This window comes from uncultured Pseudomonas sp., from assembly GCF_943846705.1.
Classification (GTDB): domain Bacteria; phylum Pseudomonadota; class Gammaproteobacteria; order Pseudomonadales; family Pseudomonadaceae; genus Aquipseudomonas.
The window spans coordinates 1,883,088-1,895,129 of the sequence record NZ_OX044366.1 but is presented as its reverse complement, the minus strand read 5'-3'; the positions used below and the strand labels follow the sequence as shown (position 1 = coordinate 1,895,129).

11 protein-coding genes are annotated in these 12,042 nt (G+C 62.0%); 5 read left to right on the top strand and 6 right to left on the bottom strand.

The features are described 5' to 3' along the window. Positions 1 to 2 precede the first annotated feature (2 nt). Positions 3 to 1,091 (top strand): tRNA (uridine(54)-C5)-methyltransferase TrmA, encoded by a 1,089-nt coding sequence (trmA, locus tag Q0V31_RS08845; protein ID WP_298186990.1) that lies wholly within the window; start codon positions 3 to 5, stop codon positions 1,089 to 1,091. A 2-nt stretch (positions 1,092 to 1,093) separates the two neighbouring features. Here trmA and Q0V31_RS08840 read toward each other — a convergent pair whose 3' ends face one another. Next, positions 1,094 to 1,480, bottom strand: a complete 387-nt coding sequence (locus Q0V31_RS08840; RefSeq protein ID WP_298186988.1) for a DUF4345 domain-containing protein — start codon at positions 1,478 to 1,480, stop codon at positions 1,094 to 1,096. Between the two features lie 127 nt (positions 1,481 to 1,607). Between Q0V31_RS08840 and Q0V31_RS08835 the strand changes: the two genes are divergently transcribed. Together Q0V31_RS08835 and Q0V31_RS08830 are read left to right on the top strand one after the other, a co-directional pair. Then, on the top strand, positions 1,608 to 2,042 hold the full coding sequence (locus tag Q0V31_RS08835) for a DUF411 domain-containing protein (RefSeq protein WP_298186986.1): 435 nt from the start codon (positions 1,608 to 1,610) through the stop codon (positions 2,040 to 2,042). Positions 2,043 to 2,097: 55 nt separating this feature from the next. Continuing rightward, on the top strand, positions 2,098 to 2,970 hold the full coding sequence (locus tag Q0V31_RS08830; protein ID WP_298186984.1) for a neutral zinc metallopeptidase: 873 nt from the start codon (positions 2,098 to 2,100) through the stop codon (positions 2,968 to 2,970). Positions 2,971 to 3,055: 85 nt separating this feature from the next. On the opposite strand, the gene Q0V31_RS08825 is transcribed toward Q0V31_RS08830, so the two are convergent. After that, on the bottom strand, positions 3,056 to 3,943 hold the full coding sequence (locus Q0V31_RS08825) for a PA4780 family RIO1-like protein kinase (protein ID WP_298186981.1): 888 nt from the start codon (positions 3,941 to 3,943) through the stop codon (positions 3,056 to 3,058). A 314-nt stretch (positions 3,944 to 4,257) separates the two neighbouring features. On the opposite strand from Q0V31_RS08825, the gene ada reads away from it, so the two are divergent. Beyond that, positions 4,258 to 5,286 (top strand): bifunctional DNA-binding transcriptional regulator/O6-methylguanine-DNA methyltransferase Ada, encoded by a 1,029-nt coding sequence (gene ada, locus Q0V31_RS08820; protein ID WP_298186978.1) that lies wholly within the window; start codon positions 4,258 to 4,260, stop codon positions 5,284 to 5,286. 270 nt (positions 5,287 to 5,556) lie between these two features. On the opposite strand, the gene speA is transcribed toward ada, so the two are convergent. From speA to Q0V31_RS08800, 4 genes are all read right to left on the bottom strand, one after another. Beyond that, positions 5,557 to 7,470, bottom strand: coding sequence for an arginine decarboxylase (gene speA / locus Q0V31_RS08815; protein ID WP_298186976.1), 1,914 nt, complete (start codon positions 7,468 to 7,470; stop codon positions 5,557 to 5,559). A 125-nt stretch (positions 7,471 to 7,595) separates the two neighbouring features. Continuing rightward, positions 7,596 to 7,967, bottom strand: a complete 372-nt coding sequence (locus Q0V31_RS08810; RefSeq protein ID WP_298190990.1) for a translation initiation factor Sui1 — start codon at positions 7,965 to 7,967, stop codon at positions 7,596 to 7,598. A gap of 418 nt (positions 7,968 to 8,385) precedes the next feature. Beyond that, positions 8,386 to 8,922, bottom strand: a complete 537-nt coding sequence (locus Q0V31_RS08805) for an NUDIX hydrolase (RefSeq protein WP_298186973.1) — start codon at positions 8,920 to 8,922, stop codon at positions 8,386 to 8,388. Positions 8,923 to 8,925: 3 nt separating this feature from the next. Beyond that, complete coding sequence (locus Q0V31_RS08800) at positions 8,926 to 9,999, bottom strand: DUF2333 family protein (protein ID WP_298186971.1); 1,074 nt, start codon at positions 9,997 to 9,999, stop codon at positions 8,926 to 8,928. A gap of 321 nt (positions 10,000 to 10,320) precedes the next feature. Here Q0V31_RS08800 and Q0V31_RS08795 point away from each other — a divergent pair, with 321 nt between their 5' ends. Then, positions 10,321 to 11,940 carry a PleD family two-component system response regulator gene (locus Q0V31_RS08795; protein ID WP_298186969.1) on the top strand — a complete coding sequence of 540 codons (1,620 nt, stop codon included), beginning with the start codon at positions 10,321 to 10,323 and terminating at the stop codon, positions 11,938 to 11,940. The last annotated feature ends 102 nt before the right edge of the window (positions 11,941 to 12,042 follow it).

The following is a 12,042-nucleotide window of genomic DNA, read 5'->3' as shown; positions in this document are numbered from 1 at the left end:
GCATGAGCCGTTCCCAGTTCGATCCCGCCAACTACGCCGCCCAGCTTGCTGAAAAGCAGCAGCGCCTGATCGAGCTGCTGGCGCCGTTTGCTGCCCCCGCTCCCGAAGTATTCGAGTCAGCGCGCGAGCACTATCGCCTGCGTGCTGAGTTCCGCCTGTGGCGCGAGGGCGATAACCGCCACTACGCCATGTTCGAAGCCGGCGATAAACACACGCCGATTTTCTTCGAAGACTTCTCCATCGCCAGCGCGCAGATCAACACCCTGATGCCACGCCTGAAAGCCGCCTGGCAAGCCAGTAGCGCGCTGAGTTTTAAACTGTTCCAGGTCGAGTTCCTCACCACCCTGGCCGGCGACGGGCTGATTACCCTGTGCTATCACCGCCCACTGGATGACGCCTGGCAGACCGCCGCCGAGCAGCTCGCCGCCGAACTGCAGGTGAGCATCATCGGCCGCTCCAAAGGCAAGCGCATCGTGATTGGTAAGGACTATGTCGAGGAACAGCTCAACGTCGCCGGTCGCACCTTCAGCTACCGCCAGCCGGAAGGCGCCTTCACCCAACCCAACGGTGAAGTGAACCAGAAGATGCTGAACTGGGCCTTTGACGCACTGGGCGAACGCCAGGACGACCTGCTGGAGCTGTATTGCGGTAACGGCAACTTCACCCTGCCGCTGGCCACCCGTGTGCGTAAGGTGCTGGCCACCGAGATCAGCAAGTCATCGGTGAATGCAGCACTGGCAAACCTGGATGATAACGGCGTGAACAACATCACCCTGGTGCGGCTGTCCGCCGAAGAGCTGACCGAAGCGCTGAATGAAGTGCGGCCGTTCCGCCGCCTGGCCGGTATCGACCTGAAAAGCTATGACTTTGGTTGCGTGTTCGTCGACCCGCCACGTGCTGGCATGGACCCGGACACCTGCGAGCTGACCCGGCGCTTCGAGCGCATCCTATATATCTCCTGCAACCCGGAGACCCTGGCCGCCAACATCGCCCAGCTCAGCGACACGCACAAAGTCACGCGCTGCGCGCTGTTCGACCAGTTCCCCTATACCCACCATATGGAATCGGGCGTGTTGCTGGAGCGCCGCTAGCCTTAGCCGCGCGGCAAGCCGCGCAGCGCCCAGGAGCACAGCCCCACCGACACCAGCTCAAGCAGCAACGCATAGAGGTTGAAAGTCTGCTGGGCGCCGCCATCCAGCCACAGGCCGCCGATGCGCGCCAACGCCAGCGAGCTGTACAGCAGCACCAGCAGGGTCAATGCCGCGCGGGTCAGGTCCAGGCGACTGAGGGACAAGCCGATAAATGCCGCCAGGCCGATCTGCAAACCGCCGTAGAAGGCGCGCATATCAGTGGCCGCGGCCGGCGACATCAACAGCATGCCGCTGAGGTTGGCCATTTCATGGGGGCGGATAAAATAAACCAGGCCCAGCCCGCCCAATGCCAGTAGCTGAACAACCAGTACAACGCGTGCAAGCAACATGGACCGTATCCTTAGCCGGTAATTGAGCACGCAGCATAAGCCGCGCCCAAGCGTTTCGGAAATCGGCTGTGGTTGCTCGGCAAATCGGCCGGTATGCTTTCAGGCACTTACTCTAGGAGCCACCGCCATGCGTCAGCTGATTGTTCTCGCCGCGCTGTTCAGCAGCCTCAGTGTTGCCGCCGAACCGCTCAACATCGACGTGCACCGCGACCCCAATTGCGGTTGCTGCAAGGCCTGGATCAGCCACCTGCAGGAAAACGGCTTTAGCGTCACCGACCATGTCGAAGCTGACATGAGCGCGGTCAAACAGCGCCTGGGAGTACCGCCACGCCTGGCCTCCTGCCATACCGGGGTGATCGATGGCCAGTTTGTTGAGGGCCATGTACCGGCTGCCGACATCCTCAAACTACGCCAACAGCCCAACCTGCGCGGCGCGGCCGTACCGGGCATGCCCACCGGCTCGCCCGGCATGGAACACGGCAACGTGCGCGACGCTTACCAGGTCATCGGCCTGGACAAACAAGGCGCCGAGCAGGTCATCAGCGAATACCCAGCCAACTGAGGCTCGGCTTACCGGACCATCACGCCACTTCGCCAATTAGCACAGGACGACAACCATGCGCTGGAAACGCGGCAGACGCAGTGACAACGTAGTGGACGCGCGCAGCAGCGGCGGACGGCGTATGGGTGGCGGCAAGGGCCTGACCCTCGGCGGCGTAGCCATCGTGGTGGTCATCGGCCTGCTCAGCGGCCAGGACCCGCTGCAGATCCTCGGCCAGCTGGCCGGTCAGGCCATGCAAAGCGGCTCAGTCAGCACACCACAGGGCTCAGCACCGGCCAGCAATGACCCGCAATCGGAGTTTGTGCGCGCGGTGCTCGGCGACACCGAAGACACCTGGCGGGAAATCTTCCAGGGGGCCAATCAGCAGTACCGCGACCCAACGCTGGTGCTGTTTAGCGGCGGAGTTAACTCTGCCTGCGGCTTCGCCAATTCGGCGGTCGGGCCGTTTTATTGCCCAGGTGATCAGCGGGTGTATATCGACTTGGCGTTCTTTCGCGAGCTGGAACAGCGTTTCGGTGCCGCCGGCGACTTTGCCCAAGCCTATGTGATTGCCCATGAAGTGGGGCATCACGTGCAAACCCTGCTCGGCGTCTCGGCCAAGGTCAACGCCGCCCGCCAGCGTGGCGAACGGGTCGCAGGTGCCAGCGGCTTATTGGTGCGCCAGGAGTTGCAGGCCGACTGCCTGGCAGGCGTCTGGGCCTACCACGGCCAACGCCGACACGACTGGCTGGAGCCCGGGGATATCGAGGAAGCGCTGAACGCGGCCAACGCCATTGGTGATGACCGCCTGCAGCAGCAGGCCCGTGGCCAAGTGGTGCCGGACTCTTTCACCCACGGTACGTCCGAGCAACGCGTGCGCTGGTTCAAGACCGGCTTCGACGGCGGTAATGTAGGCCGTTGCGACACCTTCAAGGCTGCCCGCCTCTAGGCACGACTCCCACAATAGCTCGACCATAAAAAATGCCGTTCACTGCTGAAGTGAACGGCATTTTTATAGCGAGCCGCGCGTGTGTTTACTGCGCCCAGGGTGGCGGTGGCTCTTCGCCTTTGGGCGCTTCCTCGGCGTTAAGCAATGCCTGTCGGCGCTCTTCGTCGGCCAATGCGGCCTTGATTTCGCGCATCACCGCGTCGATGTCGGCGTCTTCCTCCGGGTCATCAAACTCACCAGTCAGCGGGCTTTCCGGGGTCAGCTCACCGGCCTCGAAGAGCGCCCACATTTCCTTGGCGTACTTGGTAAAGCGCAGCTCCGGGGCGAACTGGCCGAAGTACTCGGACATGTTGCGCACATCACGCTCAAGCATCTTGAAAGCATGGTTATTACCGGCAGCATCAACGGCTTGCGGCAAGTCGATAATCACCGGGCCTTCGGGGCCGAGCAGCACGTTGAACTCGGAAAGGTCGCCATGCACCAAGCCGGCGCAAAGCATCTTCACCACTTCCTCGATCATAAAAGCATGGAACTCGCGGGCATCGTCTGGGTGCAGGTCGACATCATTGAGGCGCGGCGCGACATCGCCCTCGCCATCATTGACCAGCTCCATCAGCAGCACGCCTTCGAGGAAGTCATACGGCTTCGGCACCCGCACACCCGCGTTAGCCAGGCGGAACAAGGCCGCGACCTCGGCGTTCTGCCAGGCATCTTCCTGGCCCTTGCGGCCATACTTCGAGCCCTTGGCCATGGCCCGCGCATCACGGCTGTTGCGTACCTTACGGCCTTCCTGATACTCGGCGGCCTGGCGGAAACTGCGTTTATTGGCTTCCTTGTAGACCTTGGCGCAGCGCAGCTCATCACCACAGCGCACCACATACACTGCGGCTTCTTTACCGCTCATCAGTGGGCGGACCACTTCATCGACCAGCCCGGCCTCAACCAGAGGCTCAATACGTTTTGGCGTCTTCATCAGCTTTAATCAGGGGTCCTGTGTTGCCCAAGTCGGCTCTGCCGCCCCTTATACGTCAATCCGTGCCAAGCGCCCACCCTCATCAGCGCAGGGCCGCTCAGCGGAGCAGCAAATGCTGGCGTAAAGCCTCGATAACGGCATGCTTTTAGCAGCCCGCGTATCGCGCGCAGACGGCCAACAAACCGATCGTCCAGGGTCTGCCCGCCGCGCCAAGACCACAGCCATTGGCCGCCGCACAGCTTTGAAAGTCAGAAGTGGATTGGCAGGTCGTCAGCCGCGGCCGACAATCAGCTCAGGTTCTAGGAGACTCGCCCATGCTCGACACAGCTCTCTGCTGGCAAGCCGTATGCGCACGCGATGCCGCGCAGGACGGGCGCTTTGTGTTTGCCGTGCGCAGCACCGGTATTTACTGCCGACCCAGTTGCCCAGCGCGGCGACCCATGCGTAACAACGTCAGTTTCCATGTCGATGCCGATGCCGCAGAGGCCGCCGGCTTCCGCCCCTGCAAACGCTGCTCACCGCACGGCCAGAGCCCGGTCGAGCAGCTGGATGCGCTGGTCATCGCCGCCTGCAGGCTCCTCGATAGCAGTGAACAGCCACTCACCCTCGCACAGTTGGCCGCACGCATCGGCTTGTCCGCCTCGCACCTGGCGCGCGCGTTCAAGGCGCGTACCGGGCTGACGCCGAAAGCCTGGAGCGCCGCCCAACGCCGCGCCCGCCTGGAACAGCAGCTGCCCGTCGCCGATAGCGTGCTGGATGCCGCGCTGAATGCCGGCTACCCGAGCACCCGCGCGCTGTATCAACAACCGACAGCCTTGAGCCCGACGCAACGCCGCCAACGCGGCGCGGGCGAACGGCTGCGCTACAGCATCGCGCCCTGCCCGCTCGGTCAGCTGCTACTGGCCAGTAGCAGCAAGGGTATTTGCGCGCTGCTGTTGGGCGACGATCCGGCGGCGCTGCTGACCGAACTGCAGCAACGCTTTGCCGCCGCCGAGCTAGAGGCTGATGAGCTCGCTTTGGCTAACGCCCTGAATCAGGTGCTGGCGCAGCTCCGCGAACCGCTGCGCGCGGCGCAGCTGCCGCTGGATATTCGCGGCACGGCCTATCAGCAGCAGGTATGGCGCGCCTTGCAGCAGATCCCTGCCGGGCAAACGCGCAGCTACGCCGAACTGGCCAGGCAACTCGACAGCCACCCGCGCGCCATAGCCCGTGCCTGCGCCAGTAACCCACTGGGCCTGCTCATACCCTGCCACCGCGTAATCGCCAGCAACGGTAGCCTCAGCGGCTACCGCTGGGGGCTCGAACGCAAGGCCGCGCTGCTCAAGCGTGAAGCTGGCTCGTAGCGCTAGGGATTACTGCGCCCCTGATTTTCAGGCAAAAAAAGAGCGGCACCACCTCGGTGGGCCGCTCCAAATCACGGAGTTGCGTACATCACGCTGCTACGCAAATCGGTAGCAACGTGATGTTGGATTACTTTTCCAGAGTTGCAGTCACACCCGCCATCTGCGGCAGCGCACTAGGGCATGAAAACTCGCAGCGCCTAACGCCCTAAACGCAAACGGCCCCGCACTAGGCGGGGCCGCTGCAGTTACATCAGCGCGTGTTGGAGCCGATTAAGACGACAGGTAGGACGAACGGGTCAGGCCAAGACGCAAAGCGTCGAGGAACTGGGTGCGCTCACGCGGGCTGATCTTGGCGCTGGCGACCTTGTCGCGGTAGTGGGTCATCAACTCCTCCGGCGACAGGTGCACGTAGCGCAGCATGTCCTCGATGGTGTCGTGGGTCTCGATACCGGCGTGATACACGCTGCCGTCCTGGTTCTGGTAAATGTTCACCGAGTCGGTATCACCGAACAGGTTGTGCATGTCACCGAGAATTTCCTGATAGGCACCGACCAGGAAGATCCCCAGCAGGTAGTCCTCACCTTCACGTACTTCATGCACCGGCAGACTGGTTTCGATGCTCTGCTCGTCGACGTACTGGCGGATCTTGCCGTCGGAGTCGCAGGTCAGATCCTGTAGCACGGCGCGACGCAGCGGCTCCTCGTCGAGACGGTTGAGCGGCAGAATCGGCAGTACCTGGCCGATGGCCCAGGTGTCCGGCAGGCTCTGGAACACCGAGAAGTTACAGATGTACTTGTCCGCCAGCTTGTCATTCAGCTCATCCAGCACCTGGCGGTGCGAACGCTGACGCGCCTTCAACGAGTTGTGCAGGCGGCGGCACACGGCAAAGTAGCACTGCTCGGCCAGGGCTTTCTCGGTCAGGCTGAGTTTGCCGTCGGCATACTGGCTGGCCACGTCGCTCATATAGTGGGTGGCGCGCCAGTAGGTTTCAGTGACCATCTCGATATCGGTCGGGCCGAGCAGTTCAACCAGATAGCGCACGGTTTCCGGCAGGCTGGTGACGTCCTCGACTTTCGGGATCTCGTCGTTGTGCTTTTCCACGTCAGTGACCTGCACCACCAGGAGAGCGTGGTGCGCGGTCAGCGAGCGGCCGCTTTCCGAGAAGATATGCGGATGCGGCAGCTCCTGCGCATCGCAGAACTCCTTCAACATGCCGACCACCACGCCGGCGTAGTCATCCATGTCGTAGTTGATCGAGCTGGCATTGCGCGAGTGGGTGCCGTCGTAATCCACGCCCAAGCCGCCGCCGACGTCGATATGGTCAACCGGCAAGCCGAGGCCGCGCAGCTCGCCGTAATAGCGGATAGCTTCCTTGAAGCCGTGCTGGTAGTCGGCCAGATTGGCGATCTGCGAACCCATGTGGAAGTGCAGCAGGCGGATGCCCTGATCCAGCTTGGCCGCACGGAAACGCTCGACCACCGACAGCAGTTGCGCCGCCGACAGGCCGAACTTGGACTTCTCGCCGCCGGTATCGGCCCACTTGCTTGAGGCCAGCGAGGACAGGCGCACGCGCAGGCCGATCTGCGGGGCGACCTTGAGTTCGGCCGCCTCCTCGATCACCAGCTGCACTTCGGATTCTTTCTCGATGACGATAAACACGTTGTGACCGAGCTTCTGCCCCATCAACGCCAGCTTGATAAATTCACGGTCCTTGTAACCGTTGCAGACGATGGTACCGCCCTTCGGCGCCAGCGCCAGCACGGCCATCAGCTCCGGTTTTGAACCGGCTTCCAGGCCAATGGAGACGTTCTGCGTGGCGATGATGTTCTCCACCACCGCTTCCTGCTGGTTGACCTTGATCGGGTACAACGCGGTGTACTGGCTCTGGTATTCCAGGCGCGCGATATTGGCGTCAAACGCCCCGGTCAGCTGGCGCACGCGGTCTTGCAGAATGTCGGGGAAGCGCACCAACAATGGCAGCGACAAACCGCTGGAGCGCAGTTCATCGAGCTGCTCGTAGAGGTCGATTGGCGTGCTCTGCGGGCCATTCGGGCGAACTTCGACACGGCCCTTGTCATTGATCGCGAAGTAACCCGCGCCCCAATGGCGGATGCCATAAACGCTGCGGCTGTCCGCTACGGTCCACTGGCTGCCGTCATCTTTGCGTGTGCGTCGTGCAGACATTGAAGTCTCCCTTACTGGCGATAGTGGCCCTGGCATGGCCAAGGCGCGTACAAATTAAACTCTGGAAATGACCATAGCCCGGCAATTGACAGTGCAACTGCCGAGCAAGTTTAGAAAAGACTGGATTAGCCGCCGGACTTTTTGGCTTTGAAGCCACGCTTGATCAGCTCGGCAATCAGCAACTCGACGTGATCACCCTGGATCTCGATCACCCCGTCCTTGAGCGAGCCACCGCAACCGCAACGCTTCTTCAGCGCGGCAACCAGCTCTTTCAGCGGCTCTTCGGCCAGCGGCACGCCGCTGATGCTGGTCACCGTCTTGCCGCCACGCCCCTTGGTTTCGCGGCGCACGCGGGCGATGCCATCACCGTCGGGGATCTGTGTTTGTTTGCAGGTGCAGGCGTCCACAGGCTGACTGCAGCCTGGGCAATGCCGGCCGCTGTCGGTGGAATACACCAGGCCGCTGAGGGCGGCAAATGGAGAAGCTTTCTTGACCACCGGTTTGTCCTCGAAGGGGTCAGGATAGCGACTGGCCGACTGAAAACCGGTTAGGGCGTCGACCGCGAAGCCCCACTCTGGCAGGGGCAGCGCGCCTTGGCTATACAAACCAAGGCTTGAAGGCGGCGCAGTGTAACGGCAAAAAACGCTGCTGCTAAGGGTAAAAGTGCGCCATTACTTGGTGGATTAGCGACGCTGTGCAGGATGCCGAACGAAACGTCCAAAAAAACCCGCACAAAGCCAGTAAAGGCGAGGGTTGGGCTCGCCGGACTGCGGCTGTAGGATGGGTTGAGCAGAGCGACAATACAGCAGGATGCCGTATTGCACAGCTTTAGCTGCCCGCAGGGTGAGGGACATGGATGTCCTTCATGATAGCCATGCTGCCAACATGATGGGTTACACCTACGGCTAACCCATCCTACGCAATAGCTGCCAGATAGCGCTGCAAGGCCGCCAGGGAGTCCGGGCAATACGGCAGGTGCCGGGTCTCCGCCAGCGCCTGTTCGATGGAGATAAAGCGCGCTTCCAACACTTCCTCTGGCTGCAACACCAGCGGCGCATCGGACACCGCCGAGTAAGCCATGCACCACAAACGGCTTTCCGGTGCGTCGTAGCGAAAGTGGGCGTGTTCGACCAACGCTGCATCACCGATGCCCAGCTCTTCCGCCAGCTCGCGCGCGGCGGACTCGGCATAGCTTTCGTCTTCCAGCACCATGCCGCCAGCGGCCACATCCCAGTAACCGGGGTACAGCGCCTTGCTCAGGGTGCGCCGATGCACGCAGAGCAGGCCGGCACTGTTGAACAGCAAGATATAGGTGCCCCGGCCGCGTAAATGCCGCTGGCGCAGTTCGCTGCGCAGCACGCCGCCCAACAGTTGGTCATCCTCGTCAACCCAGGCAACGCGCTCGCTGTCCGAGGCAGCGCGGTGCGCCACCTCGGCCTCGGTCCAGGCCACTGATCAGCCCTGCGACAGCAGTTGGCGCAGATCGATCAGGCCGGCATTGGCCCGCGAAATATAGTTGGCCATCACCAGCGAGTGGTTGGCCAGCAGGCCGTAACCGCTGCCGTTGAGGATCATCGGGCTCCACAGGGTTTCCTGCGCGGCCTCTAGCTCACGGATGATCTGACGCACGCTGACGGTGGCATTTTTCTTCGCCAGTACATCGGCGAAATCCACCTCAATGGCGCGCAGCAAATGCGCCAGCGCCCAAGCCTGACCACGGGCCTCGTAGAACACATTGTCGATCTGCAGCCATGGCGTTTCGTAGTTCACGCCCTCGACAAAGTTCTCTTGCGAGACACTGCCGGCCAGTGTCGGATCGACTTCATTGGTATTCAGTCGGACCTGGCCAACGCTGGCCGAGAGGCGCTGCGACAGCGAACCCAGACGTGTCGCGGCATCACCCAGCCAGTTGTTCAGGTTGTCCGCGCGGGTGTAGAACTGCGAACCCGAGCGGGTCGGGTCAGATAGACGGGCCAGGTAGCGCTCCAGCGACTTGATGCCTTCAGCGTACTCGGCTTCCGAGGCGGGCAGCGCCCAGCTTTTGTGGTCGAAGTGAAAGCGTGGCTCGGCCTTGGCCAAGTCCGGGTCTTCAGTGGATTGCGACTGCGAACGGGTGAAGTCCTTGCGCATCGCCCGCGACATGTCGCGCACCTGCACCAGCACACCAAACTCCCAGCTCGGCATATTGTCCAGCCACAGGCCCGGCGGCGCGAGGTCGTTGGACAGGTAGCCACCCGACTTATTCAACAGGGTGCTGGCGACTTGCCTGAGGGTTTCGCCGGTGGTGTAGCCATTCACCAGCTTGTGCCCGCGCGCCTGGGCGGCGGCTTCGGCGCGCTGCTGCACGGAAAACTGCGCAGGCTCCTGACTCCAGTACCAACCGACGACCAGCGCCAGCAGCAATAACAGTCCGAGCAAGCCACCCACGGCGCGTACTACCCAGTTGCTCGAGGATTTGTCGGGGGTACTGTTGGCTGAGCCGCTTGCACCAGCAGGCGCAGCGGCAGTTCGATTCTTCCAATCCAGCATGGCATTGTCCTTTTTTACTCAAGTAGCGAAGCCGCCTGGGCTAACCCGGCGTTGCCGCAGGGCCGTGCACAGACTGCTCGTTCGACCACAATCCCCTCGCAGGGTTGCGCGACTGCCTAGCACTATAAGTGAAGCGCAGCCGAGTGCGCAGCGAAGAACGGCAATCTTAACGCCAGTTACCCACTGCCATATCTGTGAACCCATAGACAGAAGGCCGACGCCAGGAGATCGTCGGTGCTCGCAAAAACCAATGACGGTGTTAGCATTGCTAGCAATAAGCCATCATTTACCGGCAAATGCCGCCCTAATCGAACCCGCGCCATGATCGAGCACGAAGACCCCAGCAGTGACCGCCTCAAGCAGCACTTCGCCCAACGCGTGATCAATCAGGCACGCCAGGTACTGGAAGTCTGGCAGCGCCTGCAGCGCAGCGAGTGGAGCGAACCTGGGATGGCCGAGTTGCGCGAAGCGACACAGTTGCTGCAACGCTACGCCCAACGCTTCGACCAGGCCGAGCACCGTCAACTGGCCGAGGAAATCGATGCCTGCCTGCAGCAGGTTGCCGACAACCGTGGCCGCCTCAATAGCCAACTGATCAGCCAGCTCAACCTGCTGCTGCAGCGCCTGTCACGCACCGGCCTGCGCCACGGTGACCGCTTTGAGCAAACCGTGCTGCCGCCACTGCGCAAACCGGTCTATCTGGCCTTGCAACATATGGAGCGCGCCGAACAACTGGTGCAGCGCCTGGAGTTCTTCGGCATGACCGCCATCGCCATGGACAACGCCAACGCCTTTCGTAACGCCATGCTCGAACGCCACCCGGCGGCCATCTTGATGGAAGTCGACTTTTCCGGCCCCGGTTGCGGCCTGCAACTGGCGCAGAGCGTGCAGGAAGGCCTGGAGCACAAGATCCCGCTGCTGTTCTTCAGCGCCGCCGATACCGACACCATGACCCGCCTAGCGGCCGTGCGCGCCGGCGGCCAGGAGTTTTTCACCGGCAGCCTGGATGCCTCGAATCTGTTCGAACGCATAGAGGTGCTGACCCACGTTGCCCAGTACGAGCCTTATAAGGTGCTGATCATCGATGACTCGCGGGCTCAGGCTACGCACACCGAGCGTGTACTCAACAGCGCCGGGATCGTCACCCGCACACTGATCGAGCCAATCCAGGCGATGAGCCATCTGGCCGATTTTCAGCCGGACTTGGTCATCCTCGACATGTACATGCCCGAGTGCAACGGCCCGGAGCTGGCCCAGGTGATTCGTCACAACGACCGCTATGTCAGCGTGCCGATCATCTACCTGTCAGCCGAAGACGACCTCGACAAGCAGCTCGATGCCATGAGCGAAGGCGGTGATGACTTTCTCACCAAACCGATCAAGCCACGCCATCTGATTGCCACCGTGCGCAACCGCGCCGCCCGCGCACGCAACCTCAAGGCACGCATGGTGCGCGACAGCCTGACCGGCCTGTACAACCACACCCACACCTTGCAACTGCTCGAAGATGCACGCTTTCGTGCCGAGCGCGACGGCCTGCCGCTGAGCTTTGCGATGATCGACATCGACTTCTTCAAGAAGGTCAACGACACCTACGGCCACCCCATGGGCGACCGGGTGATCAAAAGCCTGGCGCTGTTTCTCAAGCAGCGCCTGCGCAAGAGCGACCATATCGGCCGCTACGGCGGCGAAGAATTTGCCGTAGTCATGCCCGGTACAGACGCCGAATCAGCCCGCCGGGTGCTCGATGAAATCCGCCAGCGCTTCGCCGAAATTCAGTTCTCGGCACAACCCCACGACCTGTCCTGCACCTTCAGCGGCGGCATCGCCCAACTAACCCCCGACCTGGACGGCAAACTGCTCTCGCAACAGGCCGATGAGGCGCTGTATGTAGCCAAGCACGGCGGGCGCAATCAGGTGGCGATCTACCGCGCGGACTGAATCATTTCGCCCTGATGCACCTGAGCATCACGCCAACCGTCCCACAGAAAACTGTGACGCGGTTGGCGTCGTCATATTAGCGTCACGAAAAAGCAATAAATT

Coding starts and splice junctions, on each gene's coding strand:
- Q0V31_RS08835 (WP_298186986.1), top strand. CDS start 1,608: ATGCGTCAGCTGATTGTTCTCGCCGCGCTGTTCAGCAGCCTCAGTGTT.
- Q0V31_RS08840 (WP_298186988.1), bottom strand. CDS start 1,480: ATGTTGCTTGCACGCGTTGTACTGGTTGTTCAGCTACTGGCATTGGGC.
- ada (WP_298186978.1), top strand. CDS start 4,258: ATGCTCGACACAGCTCTCTGCTGGCAAGCCGTATGCGCACGCGATGCC.
- Q0V31_RS08795 (WP_298186969.1), top strand. CDS start 10,321: ATGATCGAGCACGAAGACCCCAGCAGTGACCGCCTCAAGCAGCACTTC.
- trmA (WP_298186990.1), top strand. CDS start 3: ATGAGCCGTTCCCAGTTCGATCCCGCCAACTACGCCGCCCAGCTTGCT.
- Q0V31_RS08825 (WP_298186981.1), bottom strand. CDS start 3,943: ATGAAGACGCCAAAACGTATTGAGCCTCTGGTTGAGGCCGGGCTGGTC.
- speA (WP_298186976.1), bottom strand. CDS start 7,470: ATGTCTGCACGACGCACACGCAAAGATGACGGCAGCCAGTGGACCGTA.
- Q0V31_RS08830 (WP_298186984.1), top strand. CDS start 2,098: ATGCGCTGGAAACGCGGCAGACGCAGTGACAACGTAGTGGACGCGCGC.
- Q0V31_RS08800 (WP_298186971.1), bottom strand. CDS start 9,999: ATGCTGGATTGGAAGAATCGAACTGCCGCTGCGCCTGCTGGTGCAAGC.